Consider the following 24,705-nt stretch of genomic DNA (forward strand, 5'->3'; position numbering starts at 1 on the left):
ATGCTACCGTTCTAATAACGGTTGAATACGCTTATCAATTGCTTCTCGCGCCCTGAAGATTCGGCTTCGCACCGTCCCCACGGGACACTCCATAACAGTGGCAATCTCTTCGTAACTCATCCCTTCGAGTTCCCGAAGGGTAATTGCCACCCTTAACTCTTCAGGCAGTGTTTCGATGGTATTGAACACTACCTTCTTAATCTCTTCTGACAGCAGCTGGCGTTCTGGCGACGCGTCTTCCCGCAATGCATCGGCACCGTCGTAGAACTCCGCTTCCTCGGCATCCACGTCACTCGCTGGTGGACGCCGCCCCTGGGATACCAGATAATTTTTGGCGGTGTTGACCGCAATCCGGTACAGCCAGGTGTAAAACGCACTCTCGCCACGAAAATTGGGCAAAGCCCGATACGCCTTAATAAACGCCTCTTGTGCTACGTCGGCGACATCGCCCTGATTCTTCACGTAGCGGCTTATTAAGTTGGCCACCTTATGCTGATACTTCATTACCAGCAGGTTAAAAGCTTGCTTATCACCTTGTTGAACGCGTTCGACTAGCTGCTGGTCGCTGTTTGGCTCACTCACTTAAGAGCTCTCTCCCATAACTAAACTGCTAATTTTGCTTTTACTCGTCTCCGCGCACTTTAATAGACTGCGTCTTTTGGTAAAAGTTCGTAAAAAAATGTGATCCATTTTAAATTTACCCTCTCTGGGACCGATTCTTTGGCCCTGGCCCCCGAAACGAGTAACATAGTGCGCAAATTTCCAAACCCCATGATACCTAATGAAAGCCGGGATTGAACACAGCACAGACGTTTTGGTAATTGGCAGCGGCGCCGCCGGACTGACGCTGGCCCTGAAACTCGCCAAGCAATGCCGGGTGACGGTCGTCGCCAAAGGCAACCTCGCCGAGGGCTCCACCTACTACGCTCAGGGTGGAATCGCCGCCGTATTTGACGAAGATGATACCGTTGAATCCCATGTAGAAGATACCCTTATCGCCGGGGCGGGGTTATGTGACCGACAGGCGGTGCAGTTTACCGCCCAGGAAGCGCGGGCTGCACTGGAATGGTTGATTCGCAAAGGAGTGGACTTCGACGAAGAGGAACACGATGGCGAATCCCGTTACCATCTGACCCGGGAAGGGGGCCACAGCCACCGCCGCATTCTGCACGCCGCCGATGCCACCGGCAAAGAGGTACAGCTGACACTGGAGGAGCAGGCCCACCGCCATCCCAACATCGCTCTGCTGGAACGCTACAACGCCGTCGATCTGATCACCACCACCAAGCTGGGATTAGCGGGTGACAAGCGGGTGGTGGGCGCCTATGTCTGGAACCGTTCGCAGGAACACGTCGAAACCATCCGGGCCCGGTTCGTGGTGCTGGCCACCGGCGGCGCCTCCAAGGTCTATCAGTACACCTCCAACCCGGACGTGGCCTCCGGTGACGGCATCGCCATGGCCTGGCGAGCCGGTTGTCGAGTGGCCAACATGGAGTTTAACCAGTTTCACCCCACCTGCCTGTACCACACCGAAGCGCGCAACTTCCTGCTGACCGAAGCGCTGCGCGGCGAAGGGGCACTGCTGAAGCGCCCCGACGGCAGCCGCTTTATGCCGGATTTTGATCCCCGGGAGGAGCTGGCGCCACGGGACGTGGTGGCCCGGGCCATCGATTTCGAGATGAAGCGCCTCGGTGCCGACTGCATGTTTCTGGACATCAGCCATAAGGATCCGGCCTTCGTTACCAAGCACTTCCCGACCATTTACCAGCGCTGCCTGGATCTGGGCATCGACATCACCCGTCAGCCGATTCCGGTGGTCCCGGCGGCGCACTACACCTGTGGCGGCGTCATGACGGATCTGGATGGCAAGACCGATATCGACGGCCTGTACGCCGTCGGAGAGGTGGCCTACACCGGTCTGCACGGCGCCAACCGCATGGCCAGCAACTCCTTGCTGGAATGTCTGGTGTTTGCCCGGGCAGCCGCCAGATCGATCTTTGCCCAGTTGGACAGCACCGAACTGCTGGACACCATTCCCGACTGGGATGAAAGCCAGGTCACCGACTCCGACGAGCACGTGGTCATCGCCCACAACTGGCATGAGTTGCGGCTGTTTATGTGGGATTACGTTGGCATCGTCCGAACCGACAAACGACTGCAGCGGGCGCTGCGGCGAGTGGAGATGCTCAAGACCGAGATTCACGATTATTACTCGGACTTTAAGATCAGCAACGACCTGCTGGAACTGCGCAACCTGGTGCAGATTGCCGAGCTGATCATTCGCTGTGCCATGAGCCGAAAAGAGAGTCGCGGTCTGCATTACACCCTGGATTATCCCGAGCAACAGCCCGAACCGACCCCCTCTATCCTGACTCCGGATCCCTGAGCCGAGCCGCCAGCACAATGCGACACAACCGGCGCCAGCCGGTTGTGTCCAACTGCGACCGCCGCAGCCACCACAGCCGGCGCTCCGGCCTGACCACCAGCATCACCGCCCCGGGCAACACCAGGCTCCAATGGCTGACTTCGATGGCCTCGCCACTGTCCAGCCGTACCCCCTGCCCCAGCTCATTCAGTGCAAATGACGGCGGCCGCTTGCCAGACCGCAGTAGCGGCAACGCCAGTGCCACCACGGCCACCACCCCCTGCCACAGCCCTTGAGCCGGCAGACGGTTGTCCGGCCACCAGAATAGACTGAGCAGCACCAGGCAACTCAGGCACCACGGCAGCGGCGCCCATTGGGAGCGAGGGGCAGGAAACGGATAGCGAGGAAGGTCGTCCATGACCGGCTTAACGCTGAGAGCCCGGACTCAGTGAGGCCGGGCCGCGTCATCAACGAAGCAGTTCGCGGTTACGCTCAAGGATCAGCGCCACCATGCTGGCCAGCGCCGGATCGTTACAGCGCTCGTGGCCCATGAACCAGGCAAACAATTCGGGGTCATCGCAAGTCAGCAGTCGCTCGAAGTCTGCCTGTTGCTGTGGCGCCAAATCACTGAAATGGTGCTCGACAAAGGGTTCCAGCAACACATCCAACTCCAGCATGCCCCGGCGACAGGCCCATTTCAGGCGCGCCACATATTCCCTGTTTTCGGTCATTTTTTATCCTTAACGGCTTTGGGTACCACGTTTAATGTGTACCAATAATACCCCAAGGCCGCCAGTGAACATACCGCCATGCCGATCAGCATCGGCATCGGCGATTGCGGCTGAGTCAGGCTGAGCAACACCCCGGCCAGGGCACCGGAGATAAAGCGGATGGCGCCACCCAGGGCCGCCACCGATCCCGCCGCACCGTCAAAGGAGTCCAGCGACAACGAGGTGGCATTGGCGGACACCATCCCCAGCGGCCCCACCATCAGCATCACCGGCAGCACCACCAACCACAATGGCGGCGTACTCAACGACGCCGCCAGCAGAGCCAACACCGCCCCTGCCCCGCTGATGGACAAGCCGGTGGCCAACATCTTGAGGGTGCCAAACCGGGCCACGTAACGGGCATTAAAGGAGGTCAGCAGCATCATCAGGATGATGTTGATCCCGAACAGGTAACCAAAGTGCTCCGGCGCCACCTCAAAGTAGCGAATGTAGACGTAGGAGGAGCCGGTCACAAACACAAACAGCGACCCGGACACCAGGGCGCCTATTCCCAGATACATCATGGTTTGCCGGGTCGACAAGATGCGCCGGTACAGCCCCAGTGCCGACCTCAGGTTGAGGTTGTGGCGCTTCGATGCGGGCAGGGTTTCGCCGATGCGGGTAGCGATCAACACCACCAGCAGCAGCGCCAGCAGCGCCAGCAGATAGAAAATCGCCCGCCAGCCGCTGTGGGTCAGCAGGTAGCCACCGACAATGGGCGCCGCCAGGGGAGCGAGATTCATCACCAGCATCACGAAGGACATGGCCCGGGCGAACTGCTCACGCTGGAACAGATCCCGAAGGATGGCCATCACCACCACCGAGCCGCCGGCCCCTCCCAGCGCCTGCAACACCCGGGCGGCAATCAGCCCCTCCACCGAACTGACAAAGGTGGCCAGCACACTGGCCAGGGCAAACACCCCCAAGCCGCCAATCAGTACCGGAATGCGGCCCAATGCATCGGTTACCGGGCCGTAGAACAGCTGCCCCACCGCAAAGCCCACCAGAAAGAAGCTGACGCTCATCTGAGTCAGGGATACGGTGGCATTGAGCTCATCGGCAATGGCAGGAATGGCTGGCAGGTACATATCGATGGCCAGCGGCGTCATGCCAGCCAACGCGCCCAGCAACACAATTAAGGCCAGGCCGGTGGTTTTCGAAGTTTGGGTCATCGATACCGTCTTAGGGACGGGCCCGCGGGCCCGACCATCATTTGAAGCGGCTGAAAGCGGGCTCTTTGCCGGAGAACAGCGCGGTAAAATCGGTTTCCAGGATTCGCTTCACGGCCGGATGCTGAATCATCCGTTCGGCAAACATCACGTGGTATTGTTCAGTGACATCGACCGTTTCGCCAATCAACTTAACCCCCTGGGCCAGAATCTCTTCCCGGTACAGGGTCGGTGCCACAAAGATCCCCTGCCGGTACATGCCAAAGGCCTTCATCATGGCGGCGTCATCGAATTCGCCCAAAATCACCGGTGACACGCCCACCTCGTCGAACCAGCGCAGCAGCTGCTGACCTAGGGCGGTTTTGCGATGAGGCATCAGGATGCGGGAGCCATCCAGATTGGCGGGGAAGCGGCCCTCAACCTCATCTACGGAGAAGAAGCTGATGCCGGTTTCCCCCAGCTTTTTGCTGAGAATTTCCGGGTACTTCAGGGACTCTGACTCACTGCCGGACACCACCATGTCGAGCTTATGCTGCGACAGACGTTCCATCAGATTTTCATCGGTGGACTCATAACAGCACAGGTGGATGGAGCCGTCATCGGGGATCACCGACAACAGCAGCCGGCTGGCCAGCGCCTTGGACAGGGCATCGGAGTTACCCACCTCAAACAGAATGGAGCTGTCCTGATTGTAATTCAGCAGATCCAGCATCTCGTAACTGAGGCTGAACATCTTGTCCGCATAGCGAAACACCAACTCACCGAGGTCCGACGCCACCAGTTGTCGCCCCTGGCGGCGAAACAACTTGCCCCCCAGGCGGTGCTCCAGGTGACGGATCTGACCGGTAACGGTCTGGGGCGTCAAAAACAGCGCCTCGGCGGCTTTAGTGACCGAGCCCTTCTTGCGGACCATCCAAAAGTAGTACAAGTGGTTGTAATTAAGATGCGCCATAACAATCGATTCTGCCCCAACAGGGAGAATCACTCCATAAATAGAAAAACATGTCGAGGAAACGACTCTATATCCAGGCCAGGCACCGTCGGGCACCATGGTAAATCAGGCAGCCTTAACCGGGAGTTAAGGACTCATAAATGCGTATATCAGCCTACCACAAAGCCCCGAACAACAAAGAGCTAAATTTGTAAGTTCCGGTTATCAACTGATAGTCGAATACTGATGAGTCTGGCACAGAATCGGTGTGCCAAAAGCCTGGAGACGAAAAAACGCCTGACAGCGACGCGTCAGGCGAATTTCATTGGCCGGCATCGCTGTGACCGGCACTACACCGAGAACGGATAGGCGATGGGATCGTGGTGCTGATACCCCTCAACCTGAAAATCATCCAGGGTAACCCAGGTCTCCAGATCTTCCAGCGAGCGGATCGCCGGGTTGATGATCAACCGGGGCGAAGCATAGGGCTGCCGCTTCAGTTGCACTTGTGTCATCGGCCCCAGCTGATCTTCATAGATGTGGGCATTGACGATCTTATGGTAGGCCTTACCCGGCTTGTGGCCGGTGATCTGGGCTACCAGCGCCAACAGGGTAAACACTTGCACCTGGTTGAAATTGAGCCCCAACGGCACATCGCAGGAGCGCTGATAGGAGGTCAGGAACAACCGCTCTCCCACCAGAGAGAAGGTGTGGGTATGCATGCAGGGACGCAGGCAGCCAAGGTGGAACTCACCCGGGTTATAAAACGTCAGGATCTCACCGCGGTCGTCCACCCCCTGACTCAGGTCATCGACTATCTTGCGCAGCTGGTCGATGCTGCGACCGTCCGGCCCCTGCCAGGCCCGGCCCTGAACGCCGTAGACCCGGCCCATGTCGTCCTCGCCTCGACGATGCGGATTGGCGAGCCAGGCCGCGTTGTCGTTGGCATTGGCGTTCCAGGTATTGCAACCAATGGCACGGAACTCGGCGGCGCTGCTGTACCCTCTCAGGTATCCCAGCAGCTCAGCAATGGCCGCCTTCCAATAGCTCTTCCTGGTGGTAATCAGTGGAAAGGCATTGCCACCGACGTCGTACTCCAGATCGGCATTAATCAGCGTCAGGCACCGCTTGCCGGTACGGGCGTTGTCCACCCAGGTACCCTCATCGACTATTCGCTGACACAACTGCAGATACTGCTTCATGAATCGACTCGCCCCTCGTGGTTGTATGGGTCGTTAAAAGGTGGAGATCAGTGGCTAGGCTTCACCGGTCTCAGGATCAGGTACAGACCATAGGCCAGCATCGGCACGGTCAGCAGTTGGCCCATGGAGAAGCCCCAGTACAGGCTCATGTGGGCATCGGGTTGGCGTACATACTCAATCAGGAAACGGGCACAGCCATAACCGATGAGGAACATGCCTGCCACCGCGCCCGGCTTGTCGGTACAGCGCTTATACCAGGCCAGCAGGAGGAACAGCACCAGGCCTTCCAGAATCGCTTCATACAGCTGCGACGGATGGCGCGGCAACGGTCCGGCACCGGGGAAGATCATGGCCCAGGGCACGTCGCTCACCCGGCCCCACAGCTCACCGTTGATGAAGTTACCGATGCGACCGGCCCCCAGACCAATGGGAATGGTGGGTGCCACCAGATCCGCCACCTGCCAGAAGGTTCGCTTCTGACGCTTGGCAATAAACACCATGGCCGCAATCACCCCCAACAGGCCTCCGTGGAACGACATGCCCCCTTCGGTAATGCGGAACAGGTACAGCGGGTCTTCCAACAACCATTGCCAGCCATAGAAGAACACATAGCCCAGCCGGCCTCCCAGCACCACTCCGAGAAACGCGTAAAACAGCAGGTCGGAGACCTGGTCACGACTCCAGCTGGAACCGGGTTTGTCGGCATGGCGGTTCAACATCGCCATGGCGCCTAAAAAGCCCACCAGATACATCAGGCCATACCAGCGCAGCGCCAGCGGCCCTATCTCAACGATCACCGGATCGATGTGGGGGAAAATGAAGTAGGACTCAGTCATGATGGGTTCTTCTGTTCGTTCGTCGCCCGGTTAAACCGGAAAAGTGGTCGTTAGAATAAAGGGATGCGCCGGACATTGCCATGCCCGGCCTGAAAAAGGGCTGCATAAGGCCGGCGGCTGTCAGAGATCCTGATACAGTTCAGACAAACCGTGGACATCCATCCACTGGCGGGCCAACTGCCGCACCTCGGTGCACTCTCTGGCCTGCAGCAGTGCCACCTTAAGTGGCTCCAGCTGCTGCGACCGCAGGTGGCGAACCAGGTGGTGAATCCGTCCCAGGCTGCGGCGGTTCATACTCAACTGACGCAATCCCAGAGCCATCAAAATCAAGGCGCCCTCGGGTTCACCAGCCATCTCGCCACAGACGCTCAGTTCGCTGTCGCCCACATTGATGGCCACCTGAGCCAACGCCTGAATCACCGCCGGATGATAGTGGCTGAACCGATCCGCGACCTGGGCGTTATTCCGGTCCACCGCCAGCAGATACTGGGTCAGGTCGTTGCTGCCGACGGAGAAAAAGTCCACCAGGGGACGCAATTGCGGCAACAGATAGATGCTGGCCGGCACCTCAATCATCACCCCTACCTGCACCGGCGACAACTCGCGGTCCAGCTCCTCTTCCAGCTCCAGCCGAGCTTGCTCAATCAGCTTGCGGCTCTGTATCACCTCATCCAGGTTTGACACCATCGGCAACAGAATGCGCAGGTTGTTGGTGCCCACATTGGCCCGCTGCATCGCCTTCACCTGCACCAGAAACAGCTCTGGGTGATCCAGGGTCAGTCGAATGCCGCGCCATCCCAGGAAGGGGTTGTCTTCCCGAATGGGGAAATAGGGCAACGGCTTGTCACCACCGATGTCCAGGGTACGGATGGTCACCGGCTTATCGCCCAGCGCCTGCAGCACCCGCTGATAGGCTCGCTCCTGGGTCTGTTCGGTGGGGAAATGGTTTTGCACCATAAACAGGGTTTCGGAGCGATACAAGCCGATGCCGCCCACATAAGCGGGGTCCAGCTGCTCCCCCTCCGCCACCAGGCCGGCATTGACCTGCAGGCAGACCGCCATGCCATCCTGAGTCTGACAGGGTTGGCTAAGACCACGCTCATAGCGGGCGTCCTTCTTGGCCAACGAAGACTGAAAGCGGTGAAACTCCTGCACCACGGTTTGGGCCGGCTCCACCAACAACTGGCCGCGAACCGCATCGAGAATCGCCCGTTTGCCCGCCAGCGCTTGCATCGGCAGGCCCTCGAGACCAAACAGGGCCGGAATCGACATCGCCCGCGCCAAAATGGCAGCGTGGGAGCTGGCGCCGCCCTCGACACTGACGATGCCCGCCAGTTTACTGCGCGGCACTTCCGCCAGCATGGTGGCGGTAATCTCATTGGCCATCAGAATCACCGGCTTCACCGGTGGCTTGCCGCTTTGACCAGGGCGGGCTAACTGCCCGAGAATGCGCTGGCCAAGATCCTTGAGATCCGAGGCCCGCTCTCTAAGGTAATGATCGGTCATGGCCTCGAACCGGGCCACGTAGCTGACAAAGGTGTTGGCCACCACGGTTTCCGCCGACCAGCCCTCGTCACAGCCGGTCATCAGATCCTGCTGCAGCACCGGATCGGCAATCAGGTATTGGTAGATATCAAAGATGGCACTGATCTGGGATTCCATTTCGCCGCTGAGGCGCCCGCTCAGTGCGGTCATGTCGTCCTGGGTGGCCAACAGGGCCCGCTCCAGCCGCAACCACTCTTTGTCACTGCCCTGCCCCTGCACAGGCTCAACGTCCAGTGACAGTCGCGGCCGGGCCAGCAGAATCTCGGCGTCGGCGATGCCTGGGCTGGCCACGGTAGCGCTCCAACGTTTGGGGGTGGAGCTGGCCAGCTCGGTGGCTTCCCGGCTTTGACGCAGCTCAGGCACCAGCTGGGAGGCCAGAGTCACCAGAAACGCCTCCTCCTCTTCGTTGAATTGACGGGCCACCTTCTGTTGCACCACCAGCACCCCCAGCACCTTGCTGCGGTGGGTAATGGGCGTGGCCAGAAAGGCACGGAACTCGTCCTCTTCGACCTCGGGCAGCCGCTTAAAAGCCGGATGTGACGGGGCGTCGGCCAGGTTGATGGGTTCCTCTCTGCGCATCACCATGCCGACGATGCCCTCGCCGGCATTGAGTCGGGCACGGCCGATGGCCTGGGCCGCCAGGCCATCACTGGCTTGCAGAATCAGCCCCTCACCGTCCACCAGATACAGGGAGCAACAATCGGTATTCATGGCACCACGGGTCTGTCGGACCAGTTCCGCCATCGATTGCTCGATGGAGTCCGCATCCGCTACCCGCTGCACGATAGTACGCAGAGTGGTTATCATCGGTTTCTTCTTCGCCGTCTTGCCCTAAAGTTTCCATCCCGGTTGCGCTTAGTATGGTCGCTGCGCTCCTGAAATGGCATGGCGACAGGTGAAAATTCCTTCATCACCTTTCTGTACACGTCCCGCTTGAAAGAGACAACCTGCCGTACTGGATACCAATAGCTTACCCAGCGCCAGTCATCAAATTCCGGGTGGCCGCTGCGGCGCAAATCAATGCGCTTTTCATCTGCAACCAACTGCAAAAGGAACCATTTCTGTTTCTGGCCAATGCAAACAGGTTTGGAGTCCTGTCGCACCAGGCGCTTGGGCAACCGGTACCTTAACCAGGAACGGCTGCTTGCCAGCACCTTTACATCCTCTTTCTGCAATCCGACCTCTTCATAGAGTTCCCGGTACATCGCCTGTTCCGGAGATTCTCCCTGGTCGACTCCTCCCTGAGGAAATTGCCATGAATGTTGGCCAAAACGACGGGCCCACATAACCTGGCCGCGTCGGTTGCAGATGATGATCCCGACATTGGCCCTGTAGCCTTCATTGTCGATCACGTTGTCATCCGATTGAATTTTAACTTGATGTGATTGTTCCACAGATTACCCCATGGGGGCAAACCGGAAGCCGCTGAGACGGACAGTGGGTAACTTGTAAAATTATTCACAGTTATAAACAGCCCAAACCAGTGACAGGGCCGCTCGACAAAAGTTATCAACCGCATCTGTGGATAAAGCTGTTTGTAAATCGGTATGCGGTGGAGATATCCGCCAAAGGCGCCCAATTCTTGCACCACCGAAACAATTCGAACGCCATTTAAATTCATAAAAATCAAATATATAAATCAACAGCAAAACGATCTACCGACAAGATTGAAACGATCGCTTAAAAAATGCACGACCCCGCTATTGACGACAGTTACCCACTTATGGGTCGGCTTTCGATCCTCAAACCGGCTCTGCCTCGACGGTTCATTTCACTGCCTGTGGATCAATCTAAGAAAGTTATCCCACCAATCTGTGCATAACTCTGTTAAGAAAAAACGAGTAACTCAGGGATAACCTGAATAACTTGGTTCACCAACCGCCGGCAACTCCAACTATTATTTTTTATTTTCATGAACTTAGCCTCATTTAGGCCGGATTTGTGTTGGCTGTATTACCGCGACCAAAATATCTGTACAAAAAATCGCCCCCGATAATTATCCACACCGTGAACCTCAATTGAGAGCCGCTGTCATTAAAGGTACAATCCCGCCATGATTACCGTTCCCTTTATCCCCGAATCCGAATCCCAGCTGCTCGAGCGTGCCGAAGCCATCGCGGGCTGGTCCCTGGGTGAACTCGCCGACGCTCTGGGTGTGGCAGTTCCCGCCAACCTGCTGCATCACAAAGGCTGGGGCGGACAACTGCTTGAACGCTACCTGGGTGCCGATGCCGGTTCCAAGCCAGAACCGGACTTCTCCCGTCTGGCGATTGAGCTTAAGACCATTCCGGTGAACAGCAGTGGCAAGCCGCTGGAAACCACCTTCATCAGCGTCTGTCCGCTGACCCGGTTGCGGGGCCTACGCTGGCAGGAGAGTCCGGTTTTCCACAAGCTGCAAGCCATTCTGTGGATACCTATCCTGGGAGAGCGGCAGATTCCGGTGGCCAACCGGTTGATCGGTATGCCGGTGCTGTGGCGACCATCCCCTTCAGAGTGGCAGCTGCTGCAGCAAGACTGGGAAGAGATCATCGAGCGGGTCGCCCTCGGCGAGGTGGAATCGATCACCGCCCGCCACGGCGAGGTGCTGCAGCTGCGACCCAAAGCCGCCAACAGCAAGGTACTGACTCAGGCCATCGGCCCCGGCGGCACCACCATAGAAACCCTGCCCCGGGGCTTCTACCTGAAGATTCCCTTTACTCACGCACTGCTGCAACGGCACTTTTCTGCGCAGGGATGAAAAAGCTGTGGGAAAGTTGACACAGGTTTGGGTTAAAGGGGTAAAACTTGTATAATGTCTCGTTATTACAAATATAAACAGTTTTGCTGGGAACCTTTCGGCAAGGCCGTCTCGTTTTTACACAGAGTAAATTGAGCTAGAGTGCAGTCGCGGCAACAACTTCAAAAACTGATCTTTGCAATCATCGCCTGGTCACTGGCGATGATGGCTTACGTCACTTTCCGCTATGCCCAGGGCGATGAACGCCCTTACTGGGCCATTACTGCGGCCGATCTGACCACACTCTCCATCTATATGGGGTTGATTTTCGGCTGCCTGCACTGGCTGTCGAACCTGATCACCGACGTCAGCGGTATCCGCCGGCTGCCCTACGCCTTCATTGTGGCCTTTAAAGGCCTGTTCCTGCTGCTCGGTGCTCTGACCCTGGCTTACATCACCAACTGGCTGAACTCCTGGGACAACTCTGAACAGTTTGCCGCCACCAGTCAGATCCTGACCGCCCATGTGCTGAATGCCCCGTCCGCCCAGACGCTGATCGCCTACCTGGTACTGGTGCGCACCGGACTGGCGTTCATCGAGCAGATGGGATTGTTAGTTGGGCCCCGGGTACTGCTGAATATCGGCATGGGCAAATACCACAAGCCCCGTTACGAAGACCGGACCTTTCTGTTTCTCGATATGGTGGGTTCTACCGCTCACGCCGAAGCACTGGGCGACTATCGCTTTAGCCGCCTGATTCAAGATTGTTTTGACCTGCTGTCTGATGTGGTCACCAAGAATCAGGGCGAGATCTACCGCTACGTCGGCGATGCCGTGCTGATCAGCTGGCCTCAACGTCATCGATCCCGGGCCCGCCTGTGTCTGAATGTCTATTTTGACTTCGTTCAGACCCTGTATTGGAACCGGCACTATTTTCAGAAAGAGTATGGCTTTATGCCCAGGTTCAAAGCCGCGGCCCATGGCGGGCAGGTGGTGGCGGCACTGGTCGGGGTGTACAAACAGGAGATCAGTTTCTTCTCCGATGTCATCAACACCCTGGCACGGTTGCAGGACCAGTGCGGCCCCCTGGGCTGCCAGATGCTGATCTCCGATCAAGTCAAGGATTCTCTCGATGACGAGCACAGCTATGAATTGCTGTCGCTGGGTCCGATTCGGCTCAAAGGCAAACAGCATGAAGTAGAGGTGTTCTCTGTGACCCGAACCTACACCAGCGACGACTCAGACTGCCCCTCCGAGCAATTCTGAGCCACCGGAAAGGCGCCCGCCGGGCGCCCTTTCAGAGAGTTACTCGCCCTTACTTGGCAATAGGTCCCCAATCATCTCTCCCAGGGTACGGAAGGTTTTCAGGCGGCTGGTGGTCTGACGCCACACCAGCCCGATCTCCCGAAACGCCTGTTGATCCTCCAGTTCGTAGGTGGCCAACTCGGTCCCCTTAAGAATCCCGGAATCGATGGCCATCTGCGGCAGGAAGGTACTGCCCAGGCCGGAGTCCACCATCTGCACCAGGGTGTGCAGGCTGGTAGCGGCAAACGGATTGATCTTTTCCCGGTTCTGCAGGTTACAGGCGCTGATAGCGTGACCGGTAATGCAGTGTTCACGCTGCAGCAGGAAGATGCTTTCATCGGGCCAGTCTTCGTATTCCAGCTTGACTTGGTCGGCTGCGTCTTTGTGAATCACCACCTGGAAAGGATCGATGCCCACCGCCATGGTATGGAAGCCGGAGGTGTCCACCGGCAGTGCCAGCAACAGCAGGTCCAACTCCCCATTGCCCAGCATCGACAACAGGTTTTCCGTGGTGTCTTCCCGCAACAACAGCGTCAGATCCGGGTATCGCTGCTGCGACTCCTTGACCACCCGGTTAAGCAGAAACGGGGCAATGGTGGGAATGCAGCCTAACCTCAGGGTACCGCTCATCGCCTCACCGGCACTCTGGGCCAGATCCGTCAACTCCTGCACCTGAGCCAGCAACTCCCGGGCACGGCCCACCACCTCTTCACCGGTGGCCGTAAACAGGAAGGATTTATGATCCCGCTCAATCAGCTGGCATCCCATCTGCTCCTCCAGATTCTGGATGCCGCTGCTCAGGGTTGACTGACTGACATGGCACGCCTTGGCGGCACGATTAAAGTTCTGGGCCTTGTGAAGGTGAACCAGATAATATAGGTTTTTAAGACTAGGCAGTCTGCGCATCGTTCTCTCCGGAACAATCGATTGTTTTAATCTATTTTATTCGATTCTACGAAGGAACACACCCCCCTATAATGTGCACAGTTTCACACGACAACCGCATTAAAAATGGGCGTGGTCGAGACACTTAGCACTGATTGCCGTCCAATTTAACCGTTTTAAGAAGGAAAGAAACCATGTCTGTATTAGTTGGCCGTCCTGCTCCTGATTTTACCGCCGCAGCCGTTCTGGGTAACGGTGAAATCGTTGAGAACTTCAACCTGAAAACCGAAATCGAAGGCTCTGCAGCCGTGGTGTTCTTCTACCCACTGGACTTCACCTTTGTGTGCCCATCCGAGCTGATCGCCTTTGACAAGCGTTTTGAAGAGTTCCAGAAGCGCGGCGTTAAGGTAATTGGTGTCTCCATCGACTCCCAGTTCAGCCACAACGCCTGGCGTAACACCGCCATCGAAGACGGCGGCATCGGCCAGGTGAAGTACCCTCTGATTGCTGACGTCAAGCACGAAATCTGCCAGGCCTACGACGTTGAGCACCCAGAAGCCGGTGTGGCGTTCCGTGGTTCTTTCCTGATTGACACCCAGGGTGTCGTTCGCCACCAGGTGATCAACGACCTGCCTCTGGGCCGTAACATCGATGAGATGCTGCGTATGGTTGATGCCCTGAACTTCCACGAGACTCACGGCGAAGTGTGCCCGGCTCAGTGGGAAGAAGGCAAGAAAGGCATGGACGCGTCTCCGAAAGGGGTTGCAGCCTTCCTGTCCGAGAACGCCGACGACTTGTAAGCCGATGCCTTAGTCGCGCCTTCGAGCGTGACCTAAGACAAAAACGGGGCCCTCGATGAGGGCCCCGTTGTCGTTTCTCTCTCAGAAAGCGATGGCTAGTCGGTGTCACCCACCAAGGCGGCGTCCACCAGATCGTCGATGGTCATCTGAAACGCCGGCACGCAATGCTCCATAAACCAGGAGACCTCGGGCATGACGTCGATAAAAGGGGTTAAGGCCGCCAGCACCTTACGTTCGGTGCCCTCAAACTCCATATTGCCGGCCCTCAGCTCTGCCAGCGCCTTGGTGTAAGCGGACAGCAGATCCGCTGCCTTGACGAAACGGGCGGTCTCGGCGTCGTCTTCGTGTTCAATCAGCCCCTTGTAGGTGGACTGCAGCGGCTTGGGCAGGGTGGTCACCAGCATGTGCGAGGCGATGGCCTCCATCTCCCGACACAATGCCAGCATCCGTTTGTCGCTGTATTTGATGCCGCTGTTGACGTCCTCGGTCAGCACCTCTGCCGAATCATGAAACATCGCCACCACCGCCAGGTGGTTGGCATCCACTTTGGGTTGATCGGTAAACACCTGGTTACGAACCTCTCCCAGAGCGTGGGCAAACATCGCCACCTGGAAGCTGTGTTCTGCCACGTTCTCCGCCCGGGTAGGGTTTGACTTGCCCCAGCGGTGAACGTTCTGCATGCGTGACATCAACGCGAAAAAGACTGGCTGCACAGTGACTCTCCCTCACAAAAAAGGCAATTCTCACCCCATGCTAGGGTTGGCGCCCCCCGGGCGCAAGCTTTTCCAGACTAACCGGCCTGCTGCTCACCCAGCTCATCGGCATCGTGCAGGGTAAATCGACATCGAATCTGGCTGCCCCCCAGTAACTGGCTGCGGCCAATGCTCAGTTCACCCTGGTATTTGCTGACGATAGTCCGCACGATCAATAACCCCATGCCCGCCTCGAAGCGATTGCTCTTGGCTATCGTAGCGGCATCGTTGAACTTGTCCCGATCCAACCCGGGCCCCGAGTCGGCAACGGTCAGCGACACCTTGCCCGGCCCGGCCTCACGAACGGAAACGATGATCTCGCCGTCATCCGGGCTGGCCTTAAGGGCATTGTCGATCAGGTTATCCAGCAGCGCCTCTACCATGGTGCAAGGCAGGGCCACCAGTCCCTCCCGCGACAAGCCCCTGAGAGTCAAACTCTGCCCACGGGCCACCGCGGCCTGGTAGTGGCGGGCACAGCTGAGGGCGGCCTCTCGATACAGGTTGCTGTAGGCCACCTCCGCTTCGAAGGGACGATCAAGTTCGTTGAGGGTACTGCCGTTGGCCATCAAACGCTCGGCACGCTTGAGCTGCAACCGGGCTTTCTGGTTGCTCGGACCGGAGTCGGCCAGTTGATCCTGAATAGAGTGCAGGTACTGGATCATCCGCTGTGACAACTGGGCAATGGTGGAGTGTCGCTGCAGCTCGGCCTGCACCAACGACGTCTGGCTCTTGGTCAGCGCGGTGACCGTGGAGTGCAACTCCTTAGGCATGCTGGAGGTGGCCGGCAGAGTCATATTGGGCCAGCTCTGCAAGCGCCGGCTGAAGCGCCGCAGTGGACTCATATTGATCCCTACCACCACACTGCACATCAGGATGGTCAACGGCGTCAACAGCATCATCTGGGTACCCCAACTGGCCCACATGGCACTCTGCAACACATCCCGGCCGAGGGAGTTGGGGTAGCCAACCGTGAGATATAACTGTTGCTTGACGCTGTAGATAGTAAAGGTGCGCCACTGTTCCTGATGATAACGTTGATCGGAAAAACCGGCATTGATGTTATGGAACGCCCCGCCGTCCTCACAGGGTAGGCCGTTAACACTGACGCACTGACCCTGTTGCCAGATCTGGTACTGAACCAGAGGGGTGTCGGCATAGTCACCGTGTTCAGACAGCAACCAGCCCTGGCGGCCGGTCAAGTCGAGCTGCACAAAGCGCTCCCGGGCCTGACGCACGGTGGCCTGAACGTCTCCGGAAGGAGTTTCGTTGATCAGCTGCAGCATGATCCTGGCTCGCTGCGCCAGGTTGCCATCGTAGACTTTCTGGTAGTAGCCCTTGGCCGTCCACAGGGCGTTAATGAACCCCAGGCCGTTGGTAACCAACAGCAATATAGCCAACCAGACAATCAGGTTACTGCGAATTGAATTCATCCTTGGCCACTCTAGTTATCTGCCCCGATAAGGGTAAACGGTAACGCATCAACTTTCTGTTGATAGGCGGCGCATTCTGCCAGTAATTGATGCAGAAATCGTCGAAACAGATCACAAATCACCGTTTTGTGTGAATTGGGTTCAGAAAATAGTTCTGCATGTCACTCCCCCCAAACGGCAAAAAAAATTTGCTCCGGTTCAAACCCTTTGCCAACTTAACCCTGTCTTATTTATCAACAGTCACTCAATTCAAGGAGCGCCGGTGAACCAAGCAGCCCCCCCGCTTGATGCGGCCACAGATAGCCTGAACCAGGATGTCCGTCTGGCCCAGCAAGGTGACAAGCGTGCATTTGCCAGGCTGTACCGACAACTGAGCCCGCGGGTCTATGCCCTGTGTCTGAGACTCAGCGGCCGGGTAACCTGCGCCGAAGAGGCGACCCAGGAGGTGTTTATCCGCCTGTGGCAAAAACTGCCTCAGTATCGCTTTGAGGCCCGTTTCACCACCTGGTTGCACCGGCTGACGCTGAATCACACCCTCAACTACCTGAAAGCCCAGCCCCAACTCACCGAGTTGACCCAGGCCGACCAGGAGAGCCATCAGGAGATGGAATCTCTGAATCTGGTCGATCGGTTGCTGCCCAGGCTGCCGGCCCGCGCCCGACAGGTGTTCGTACTGCATGCCATCGAAGGCTACCGACACCATGAGGTCGCCGAACTGCTGGAGATCAAACCCGGCACCAGCAAGGCCCAATACCATCGGGCCCGCCAACTGTTACAGGAGATGCTGTCATGAGCCACAAACTGGATGATTTGCTGGACACCCTGCAACCGGAGATCACCCCGCAGCGCGACCTCTGGGCCGGCATCGAACGGCAGCTGGACCGGGCTCCACTGGAGCCTAAACGCCCCGCACCGGTCAGCCGGCCGTGGCTGCCATGGGCCATGGCAGCCAGTCTGCTGCTCACCAGCCTCGGCAGTTTCTGGCTGGGTCAGCAGCAGGGGGGCAACCAGGATCAGCAGTTTCAGATGATGCTGCAGTTGATGGCCAACCAACATCAACAGCAACGACAGCGGCTGCAAAGCCGATTTGAACTGAGTCAGTTCGATGCCGTCAATGACACCCTGCCGGATGCCGAAAGTTCGGGCATTCAAACCCTGAGGGACGCCGCTGAACAGCTGATCGGCGCCCTCAAACAGGACCCTTACAACCCCGATCTGCTGGAGCTGTGGCTCTGGGTACAACAGCGGGAACTGGAGCTGATGCAAAAACAACAACAGCGCCAACAACGACTTCACCACCTTTAGGAGAACGCCATGAAGCACATTTTTTTGGGTGCCACCCTGCTAGCCACCTCAGTCTCCGTACTGGCGGGGGAAGCCATTGACAGCCGCATGGATGCGGACGGAATCCGCACCCTGAACCTGATCGTTCCCAGCGGCGACGTCATCCTGACCGGTGGTGACCACAACCAGATCAGCATTCTCGGTGAACTGGACGATCAAGCCGAACGCTGGGTGTTTGAGCGTGACGGTGACACTCTGGTGGCGGAGGTCAAGATGCCACGCAACTGGCGGGGCAACAACGAGGGCAGCCGCCTGACCGTCACCCTGCCCAGCTCCATCCGCTTTAAGGGCGAAGGGGTCAGCACCGATTTTAACCTGGCCAACCTGCAGCGCGGCCTCAAGATCAACAATGTCAGCGGCGAGATCACCCTGGAACGGATCCAGGGCGAGGTGGACGTCGAGGTGGTCAGTGGTGACATCAAGGCCCACGAACTGTCCGGTGAGATTGAGCTGGAAACCGTCAGTGGCAACATCGATGCCAGCGATCATCAGGGCAGCGGCAGCTACGAGTCGGTCAGCGGCAACGTCAGCCTGAAGCGCGGCGGCCACCAGGTGGAGGTGGAAAACGTCTCCGGCGACATTCAACTGAGCCTGGACCGGGTTCGTGAGCTGGAGGTCACCAGCGTCAGTGGTGACATCGACGTCACCGTCGCTGCCCTCGATACCGGCGCCGAACTGGAGTTTGAAACCGTCAATGGCGACACCTCACTAGCACTGCCTAAAGACGCCTCGATGCGAGTGCGCCTGGAGACCGGCCCCGGAGGCGACATCAGCAACGGTCTGACCCAGCATCAGCCCAACCGAGGCAAGCACGTGGCCACGGAGAAGCTGCACTTCGACCACAATGGCGGCGACGCCAGGGTGGAGATGCAGACCGTCAATGGCAACCTGAGCCTGTCGCCGCTGTCTCTGAAGTAAGCCACAAAAATCGGTGATGGCGGCAGAATCTGGTATTCTTGCCGCCATGAACCTATCACCCCCTGACAGCACCGACAACCAGCAGCCGGATTGGGCCGCGCTGGCGTCGGAGATCAAATCCTGGGCCCGGGAACTGGGCTTTGCCGACGTCGGCATCACCCGCCTGGATCTGGCCGATCAGCAACCCGCCCTATCCACCTGGCTCAATAACCACTACCACGGTGACATGGAGTACATGGCCCGCAATGTGGCGATGCGCACCCAGCCAGGGTTGCTGCACCCCGGCAGCGTTACCGCCATTGTGGTCCGCCTCGACTACCTGCCCCCCCACGCCGGTTTTGCCGATGCCCTTAGGGAGGGGGAGCGGGCTTACATCAGTCGCTACGCCGGCGGCCGCGACTATCACAAGCTGATGCGCAACCGCCTCAAGCAACTGGGCAACCGCATTCGCCTGCAGGTTCAGGATTACGATGGCCGCCCCTTTGTGGACTCAGCGCCGATCCTGGAGCGGCCGCTGGCCAATCAGGCCGGACTGGGGTGGGTCGGTAAGCACTCACTGCTACTGAGTCAGGAGGCGGGAAGCTGGTTCTTCATCGGCGAACTGCTGACCAACCTGCCTCTGCCTGAGGATGTCCCCCATCAAGGCGACTGTGGCAACTGCAAAGCCTGCATGACCCTGTGCCCCACGGCAGCCATCGTCGAGCCCTATGTGGTGGATGCCAAGCGCTGCATCTCCTACCTGACCATCGAGTCGGATGCGGCGATTCCTGAACCCCTGCGCCCGGCGCTGGGCAACCGCATCTACGGCTGCGATGACTGTCAACTGGCCTGCCCCTACAATCGCGACGCTCCGCTGACCCGGGAGCCGGATTTCCATACCCGTGGCCCGCTGACGCAGCCTGAACTGCTGACCTTGTGGCACTGGAGCGAAAGTGAGTTTCTCAGCGCCACCGAAGGCTCCCCCATCCGCCGCATCGGCTATCGTCGCTGGCAACGTAACCTGGCCGTGGCGCTGGGCAACGCGCCGACATCGACGGCCATTATCGAGGCTCTGACTCAGGGCCTGGGGCAGGTGGATGCCATGGTGGATGAGCACATCCGCTGGGCCATCGCCCGTCAGCAGCAACGGCTGGGGCAGCTGAGCAAACAGCAGCAACGGTTGATTCGGGTGGTGGAGAAAGGCTTACCCCGAGACGCCTAAGCGGGCGCCGACCGGTTTACTATGCTAAAGTATTCAATCACTTTCGACTGGAAATGGCTGAATCAGGACCCCGGTATGCTTCCCCTGAATGACCACCCCCGCCTGCTGGTGCAGCAGGTGCACGAATTGGCAGAGTTCATCGGTTTCGAAAGCCGCAACAAGTATCAGATTCTGGCCGGCGATCAGCAGCCACTGGCCTTCGCCGCCGAGCAGAGCAGCGGCCTGTTGGGGACACTGGCCCGCCAGGCCCTCGGCCATTGGCGCCGCTTTGACCTGATCTTTTTCGACGGCCAGCGCCAGCCCTTCATGCGCGCCCACCATCCATTTCGCTGGCTGCTCCAGCGGCTGGAGATCAGCGACCATCAGGGGGCGCCCCTGGGCGCGATTCAGCAACGCTTCTCGCTGCTGCACAAAGAGTTTGATCTGCTGGACGTTCAGGGGCAGGTGGTATTACGGGTGGCATCACCGCTGTGGAAATTGTGGACCTTTCCCTTTGTGGATGAGCAGCAACGGCAACAGGCTCTGGTGGCCAAACGATGGTCCGGGGCGTTCTCGGAACTGATGACCGACAGGGACAATTTTCTGGTCGAGTTTGAGGCCGGCCTGAACCCGGCTCTGCGCCACCTGGTGCTGGCGGCGGCGGTGTTCATTGATCTGCAGTATTTCGAAGCCAAGGCGAGCGGCTGATTCCAGCGTCTATAGCAGCATGTCGTCGCCGATAGGCACAAACTCCGACGCCGACTCCATCAGCGAATGGGCGGTCAAAGACGGGACCCCAAACACCATGGCCTGCACGCCGTAGTCTTTACGGATCTTGTTGAGCAGCATGTCAAAATCGCCATCGCCAGACAGCAGCACCACGGTATCGACCTTGGGTGCCGTTTCCATCACATCGATGGTGATGCCCACGTCCCAGTCTCCCTTGGCAGAGCCGTCAGCCCGCTGGATAAAGGGTTTGAGTTTGACCTCAAAACCGATGTGTTTGAGGGCATCCTGAAACTTGCGCTGGCCATCGTCGCCTTTATGAGTGGCGTACGCCGTCGCCGATACGATGTTGCCCAACTGACTCAGGTGCTGCCACAGTCCACGGTAGTTAAACTGGCGGCCAAATGCCTGACGACAGGTGTAGTAGATGTTTTGTACATCCACAAAAACAGCGATGCGGTTCAAAGGCGCTCTCAAATATTCAGGAGGTAAGTCACTAGACTAACGAATATTCCCCGCGCGTGACAGCATCCTTGGGCAAAATTCAGACACCGCCACCACAAATGGCCGCCCGCGCTGATTAAACTCTGCCCAAACAGTGCCCCGGGGGGGTTGCCGTTTCGGCAACGGCGATAAATACTGGTTCGGTGCAATACCAAACTGACTGCCCGCTTTGCCTGAGCGACCACGAGCCAGTGCGCAGTCACATTGGCATTCAAAGGAGGCCCCCGTGGAGATGAACCTGACCCTCAATGAGACCCGCATCATTGGCTGTTTACTGGAAAAAGAGACCACCACCCCAGACCTCTACCCACTGTCATTAAACGCCCTCAAAGGCGCCTGCAATCAGAAAAGTAACCGCGAACCGGTGCTGTCCCTCAGCGACAGTGAAGTCAGCCAGACCCTGAATCAACTGATGGATCGCCGTCTGGTCAGTGAAGAGGGCGGCAGTCGAACCAGCAAATACAAACACCGATTCTGCAACACCGCCTTTGGCGGACTGTCGCTGACCGACAAGGAACGGGCACTGGTGTGTGTACTGCTGCTGCGGGGACCGCAAACCCCGGGTGAACTGCGCAGCCGCACCAACCGGCTGGCCAGCTTCAGCGACGTCGGCGACGCCGAGGCCGTATTAAAGGGGCTGGCGGAAAAGGAGATGGTGGTGCAACTGCCCAGAGAGGCCGGCAAACGGGAAGCCCGCTATGCCCACCTGTTCTCCGGCGCCGTCTCCATGACCACCACCGCCGAGGTGATTGCCGACGACAAAGCCCGTATCCGCGATCTGGAGCATCAGGTCATGGTACTCAAAGCCGAGATTGAACGGCTCAACGGCGAACTGGCCCAGCGCTGATGGCGCCGCATCCCGATTAATCCAGTACGGAGTGGCGCCCCCAGGGAATTCGGCGCCGCTTCTGATCCCGAATCAGTAACCACAGCACCCAGCCAATCAACACCACATTGGAGAGGGGCACCGCCAGCCATACCCCTTGCACGCCAAGCCACAGCGGCAGCAACAGCAGAAACGGCAGTTGAATCCCCATATTGGCAAAGGTCACCCAGCTGGCCCGGTGGCCATCGTTCACCGACTGGAAATAGGCAGCAATCACAAAGATCACCCCATCGAGATACAGTGCCCAGGTGTGCCACCTCAACCCCTGAGTGGTGGCCTGAAGCAGCGCCTCATCCTTGCGGTTAAAGGCGTGGGTGAACAGCTCGGGAAACAGCAGAAAACTGATAGAAAACACCAACCCGCTGATCAGGGTCAGGGTCAGAGCCCACACCAGTGCCCGCTGCATCTGTTTAAGACGACCGGCGCCAAACAGATAGCTGAGCAACGGCTGGACGCCGTTGGCCACCCCCTCCGCCAACAGGTAGTACAAGGTACACAGGTAGCCGACGATGGCAAAGGCCCCCAGCGCAGTGGCATCACCGTAGGTCAGAAACTGGCTGTTGTGTACGGCGGTGATGAAGCTGAAATAGAGGTACATGGCCCAACTCGCCAGCCCCAACCCCAGAATCTGTTTGCTCTCCCGCCAACTGAGGCTCAGCCGGGTCAGCGACAGCGGCACCTGGCACAACGACGAGCGAAAATAGGTGACGCCCAGTACCAGCACCACTGCCTGAGCCAGAGCGGTGGCCAGCGCGGCCCCGGTCAGTTGCCAATCCCACAACACAATAAACAGATAGTCCAGGCCGATGTTGATCACCGCGCCGGCCCCGATCAACAGGGTTGCCAGGTTGGGGGCGTCATCATTGCGGATCAGAAAGGGTAAGGCGATGCCCCCCAGAGCCACCGGGCTGGCCCAGATAAGCACCTGCAAGTAGTCTTCGGCCAGAGCCAGCACCGGCCCCTGGGCCTGCTGCAATCGAAACAGCGGCTCCCCCAGCCAGGCCAGCAACACCCCGCAGGCGATCCCCAACAGCAACAGTAACCACAACCCCGCCGCCAGCCATTGACTGGCCCCGGGCAGATCACCTTCGCCGCGGGCGATGGAGCTCAGGGCGCCGGCACCGATGCCCACCATGATCGCCACCCCGTAGGTGATGCCGATCACCGGCCAGGCGATATTGATGGCGCCGAGGCCGTCGGCACCGATGACCTGGCCGACAAAGATGCCGTCCACCAGTTGATAGAGGCCGTTCACCAACATGGCGGCGACCGTAGGAATGACAAACCGCCAGAACTGGCGGCCTAATGTGTGGGTCATCGAGGACTCAGAAGAGTGATGCTCAGGTGGCAACAGTCTACCAGTCGACGCCTTTGCGCGCCTTAATTCCCGCTTCGAACGCGTGCTTCACCGGCCGCACCTCGGACACCGTATCTGCCAACTCCTCCAGGCGACGATGCACCGCCCGTCCGGTAATCACCACGCTCTGCTCCGGCGGTCGATTGGCGATGGCCTCCACCACCTCGTCCAGATCCAGGTAATCGTAGTTGGTCATGTAGGTCAGCTCATCCAGCAGCACCAGATCGACACTGGCATCGGCCAGGGCCGGTTTCAGCTGTTGCCACACCGCCTGGGCCGCCTTCGTGTCCGCTTCCCGGTCCTGAGTCTCCCAGGTAAAGCCGGTGGCCATCACGTGGAAGTCCACGCCGTGCTGCTCCAGCAGCGACCGCTCACCGCAGTCCCAGGTGCCCTTGATAAACTGGCCGACGACGCAGCGCTGGCCGTGGCCCACCGCGCGGGCAACGGTACCAAAGCCGGCGGTAGACTTGCCTTTGCCGTTACCGGTCAGCACCAATACGATGCCACGCTCCTCCTGAGCACTCTCCACCTTGGCATCGACTTTCTGCTTCACTTTCTGCTGTCGTTGCTGGTGACGTTCGTCTTTGGTGGTCATCCTTTTTTCTCGCATAATTTAGGGGAACAGGCCCGTCAGTGTGGCGCGAACCTGCCGGGGTTTCAAGGTGGGTTCCCACAGTCATTTTAACCGAATTGATTGACTGCCAGGCCCGTTACAGGGTGCAGCACTCCGCCTTCAGGTAGTCGATCACCTCATCCAGGGCGTCCATGTCCACCTGACAACGCAGAATCCGCCCCTCACGGGTCTGCTGCACCAGCCCGGCCTGAATCAGCCGGCTCAGGTGGTGGCTCAGTGTCGACCCGGGAATGCCCAGCTGCTGCTGAACGTCGCCGACGGTCATGCCGGTCTTGCTGCCCTTGACCAACAGCCGATACACCGCCAACCGGGTCGGGTGCCCCAGCTCCGACAACCGTTGAGCCACCGCTTCATCACTGATCATAATTGCTCTCCTGTGGTTTTGAACAATTCTATAGTTGTCGAAATTGTTAGCCAAGTCCCCGGCAGACGATTTCCGTGGCCGGTCAT

At 58.5% G+C, this 24,705-nt stretch carries 26 protein-coding genes; 10 read left to right on the top strand and 16 right to left on the bottom strand.

Annotated features, from left to right (window positions below):
* Positions 1 to 3: 3 nt before the first annotated feature.
* A complete protein-coding gene (gene rpoE, locus BLT77_RS06995) occupies positions 4 to 582 on the bottom strand; it encodes an RNA polymerase sigma factor RpoE (RefSeq protein WP_028114000.1) in 579 nt (192 codons plus the stop codon).
* 199 nt (positions 583 to 781) lie between these two features.
* On the opposite strand from rpoE, the gene nadB reads away from it, so the two are divergent.
* On the top strand, positions 782 to 2,386 hold the full coding sequence (gene nadB / locus BLT77_RS07000) for an L-aspartate oxidase (RefSeq protein ID WP_090363995.1): 1,605 nt from the start codon (positions 782 to 784) through the stop codon (positions 2,384 to 2,386).
* On the opposite strand, the gene BLT77_RS07005 is transcribed toward nadB, so the two are convergent.
* The 8 genes from BLT77_RS07005 to rppH all read right to left on the bottom strand — a co-directional run bounded on the left by BLT77_RS07005 (position 2,364) and on the right by rppH (position 10,170).
* A complete protein-coding gene (locus BLT77_RS07005) occupies positions 2,364 to 2,783 on the bottom strand; it encodes a hypothetical protein (RefSeq protein WP_090363998.1) in 420 nt (139 codons plus the stop codon). The two genes, nadB and BLT77_RS07005, sit on opposite strands and share 23 nt — an antisense overlap.
* Before the next feature lie 49 nt (positions 2,784 to 2,832).
* Positions 2,833 to 3,096, bottom strand: a complete 264-nt coding sequence (locus BLT77_RS07010) for an FAD assembly factor SdhE (protein ID WP_090364001.1) — start codon at positions 3,094 to 3,096, stop codon at positions 2,833 to 2,835.
* A complete protein-coding gene (locus BLT77_RS07015; RefSeq protein ID WP_090364005.1) occupies positions 3,093 to 4,307 on the bottom strand; it encodes a Bcr/CflA family multidrug efflux MFS transporter in 1,215 nt (404 codons plus the stop codon). The genes BLT77_RS07010 and BLT77_RS07015 overlap by 4 nt, the downstream gene beginning before the upstream one ends.
* 37 nt (positions 4,308 to 4,344) lie before the next feature.
* Positions 4,345 to 5,256 (bottom strand): transcriptional activator NhaR, encoded by a 912-nt coding sequence (nhaR, locus tag BLT77_RS07020; protein WP_090364011.1) that lies wholly within the window; start codon positions 5,254 to 5,256, stop codon positions 4,345 to 4,347.
* Between the two features lie 329 nt (positions 5,257 to 5,585).
* Positions 5,586 to 6,437 carry a thymidylate synthase gene (locus tag BLT77_RS07025; protein ID WP_090364014.1) on the bottom strand — a complete coding sequence of 284 codons (852 nt, stop codon included), beginning with the start codon at positions 6,435 to 6,437 and terminating at the stop codon, positions 5,586 to 5,588.
* A gap of 47 nt (positions 6,438 to 6,484) precedes the next feature.
* The gene (gene lgt / locus BLT77_RS07030) at positions 6,485 to 7,273 is read right to left on the bottom strand and encodes a prolipoprotein diacylglyceryl transferase (RefSeq protein ID WP_090364016.1); all 789 of its coding nucleotides are present in this window, start codon (positions 7,271 to 7,273) and stop codon (positions 6,485 to 6,487) included.
* 120 nt (positions 7,274 to 7,393) lie between these two features.
* Positions 7,394 to 9,625 (bottom strand): phosphoenolpyruvate--protein phosphotransferase, encoded by a 2,232-nt coding sequence (ptsP, locus tag BLT77_RS07035; RefSeq protein WP_090364019.1) that lies wholly within the window; start codon positions 9,623 to 9,625, stop codon positions 7,394 to 7,396.
* Entirely contained in the window at positions 9,622 to 10,170 is a 549-nt protein-coding gene (rppH, locus tag BLT77_RS07040; protein ID WP_090364399.1) for an RNA pyrophosphohydrolase, read from the bottom strand. The genes ptsP and rppH overlap by 4 nt, the downstream gene beginning before the upstream one ends.
* A 701-nt stretch (positions 10,171 to 10,871) precedes the next feature.
* Between rppH and mutH the strand changes: the two genes are divergently transcribed.
* Together mutH and BLT77_RS07050 are read left to right on the top strand one after the other, a co-directional pair.
* Entirely contained in the window at positions 10,872 to 11,555 is a 684-nt protein-coding gene (mutH, locus tag BLT77_RS07045) for a DNA mismatch repair endonuclease MutH (protein ID WP_090364022.1), read from the top strand.
* Between the two features lie 141 nt (positions 11,556 to 11,696).
* Positions 11,697 to 12,800 (top strand): adenylate/guanylate cyclase domain-containing protein, encoded by a 1,104-nt coding sequence (locus BLT77_RS07050; protein ID WP_090364025.1) that lies wholly within the window; start codon positions 11,697 to 11,699, stop codon positions 12,798 to 12,800.
* 39 nt (positions 12,801 to 12,839) lie between these two features.
* On the opposite strand, the gene BLT77_RS07055 is transcribed toward BLT77_RS07050, so the two are convergent.
* Entirely contained in the window at positions 12,840 to 13,745 is a 906-nt protein-coding gene (locus BLT77_RS07055; protein ID WP_090364028.1) for a hydrogen peroxide-inducible genes activator, read from the bottom strand.
* A 173-nt stretch (positions 13,746 to 13,918) separates the two neighbouring features.
* Between BLT77_RS07055 and BLT77_RS07060 the strand changes: the two genes are divergently transcribed.
* The gene (locus tag BLT77_RS07060) at positions 13,919 to 14,524 is read left to right on the top strand and encodes a peroxiredoxin C (protein WP_028114011.1); all 606 of its coding nucleotides are present in this window, start codon (positions 13,919 to 13,921) and stop codon (positions 14,522 to 14,524) included.
* Positions 14,525 to 14,619: 95 nt separating this feature from the next.
* Here the strand turns inward: BLT77_RS07060 and yfbR are convergent, their stop codons facing one another.
* Complete coding sequence (gene yfbR, locus BLT77_RS07065; RefSeq protein ID WP_090364031.1) at positions 14,620 to 15,237, bottom strand: 5'-deoxynucleotidase; 618 nt, start codon at positions 15,235 to 15,237, stop codon at positions 14,620 to 14,622.
* A 77-nt stretch (positions 15,238 to 15,314) separates the two neighbouring features.
* Positions 15,315 to 16,706 carry a sensor histidine kinase gene (locus tag BLT77_RS07070; protein ID WP_090364033.1) on the bottom strand — a complete coding sequence of 464 codons (1,392 nt, stop codon included), beginning with the start codon at positions 16,704 to 16,706 and terminating at the stop codon, positions 15,315 to 15,317.
* A 262-nt stretch (positions 16,707 to 16,968) separates the two neighbouring features.
* On the opposite strand from BLT77_RS07070, the gene BLT77_RS07075 reads away from it, so the two are divergent.
* From BLT77_RS07075 to BLT77_RS07095, 5 genes are read left to right on the top strand one after another with little or no spacing between them, the layout of a single operon-like run.
* Complete coding sequence (locus BLT77_RS07075; protein ID WP_090364036.1) at positions 16,969 to 17,499, top strand: RNA polymerase sigma factor; 531 nt, start codon at positions 16,969 to 16,971, stop codon at positions 17,497 to 17,499.
* Positions 17,496 to 18,011: a hypothetical protein gene (locus tag BLT77_RS07080; protein ID WP_090364039.1), complete on the top strand. Its 516-nt coding sequence runs from the start codon at positions 17,496 to 17,498 to the stop codon at positions 18,009 to 18,011. Before BLT77_RS07075 ends, BLT77_RS07080 begins: the two co-directional genes overlap by 4 nt.
* A gap of 9 nt (positions 18,012 to 18,020) precedes the next feature.
* A complete protein-coding gene (locus BLT77_RS07085; protein ID WP_090364041.1) occupies positions 18,021 to 18,968 on the top strand; it encodes a DUF4097 family beta strand repeat-containing protein in 948 nt (315 codons plus the stop codon).
* Positions 18,969 to 19,014: 46 nt separating this feature from the next.
* Positions 19,015 to 20,169: a tRNA epoxyqueuosine(34) reductase QueG gene (gene queG, locus BLT77_RS07090; RefSeq protein WP_090364044.1), complete on the top strand. Its 1,155-nt coding sequence runs from the start codon at positions 19,015 to 19,017 to the stop codon at positions 20,167 to 20,169.
* A 21-nt stretch (positions 20,170 to 20,190) separates the two neighbouring features.
* Positions 20,191 to 20,856 (top strand): phospholipid scramblase-related protein, encoded by a 666-nt coding sequence (locus BLT77_RS07095; RefSeq protein ID WP_090364047.1) that lies wholly within the window; start codon positions 20,191 to 20,193, stop codon positions 20,854 to 20,856.
* A 9-nt stretch (positions 20,857 to 20,865) separates the two neighbouring features.
* On the opposite strand, the gene BLT77_RS07100 is transcribed toward BLT77_RS07095, so the two are convergent.
* Positions 20,866 to 21,339: an NYN domain-containing protein gene (locus BLT77_RS07100; RefSeq protein WP_090364050.1), complete on the bottom strand. Its 474-nt coding sequence runs from the start codon at positions 21,337 to 21,339 to the stop codon at positions 20,866 to 20,868.
* Positions 21,340 to 21,610: 271 nt separating this feature from the next.
* Here BLT77_RS07100 and BLT77_RS07105 point away from each other — a divergent pair, with 271 nt between their 5' ends.
* On the top strand, positions 21,611 to 22,225 hold the full coding sequence (locus tag BLT77_RS07105) for a YceH family protein (protein ID WP_090364402.1): 615 nt from the start codon (positions 21,611 to 21,613) through the stop codon (positions 22,223 to 22,225).
* A 16-nt stretch (positions 22,226 to 22,241) separates the two neighbouring features.
* On the opposite strand, the gene BLT77_RS07110 is transcribed toward BLT77_RS07105, so the two are convergent.
* From BLT77_RS07110 to BLT77_RS07120, 3 genes are all read right to left on the bottom strand, one after another.
* Entirely contained in the window at positions 22,242 to 23,582 is a 1,341-nt protein-coding gene (locus BLT77_RS07110; RefSeq protein WP_090364054.1) for an MATE family efflux transporter, read from the bottom strand.
* Positions 23,583 to 23,619: 37 nt separating this feature from the next.
* Positions 23,620 to 24,216, bottom strand: a complete 597-nt coding sequence (gene cobO / locus BLT77_RS07115; protein ID WP_028114022.1) for a cob(I)yrinic acid a,c-diamide adenosyltransferase — start codon at positions 24,214 to 24,216, stop codon at positions 23,620 to 23,622.
* Positions 24,217 to 24,331: 115 nt separating this feature from the next.
* A complete protein-coding gene (locus tag BLT77_RS07120) occupies positions 24,332 to 24,619 on the bottom strand; it encodes an ArsR/SmtB family transcription factor (protein ID WP_028114023.1) in 288 nt (95 codons plus the stop codon).
* Positions 24,620 to 24,705: the final 86 nt, after the last annotated feature.

This window comes from Ferrimonas sediminum, assembly GCF_900100175.1.
GTDB lineage: Bacteria > Pseudomonadota > Gammaproteobacteria > Enterobacterales > Shewanellaceae > Ferrimonas > Ferrimonas sediminum.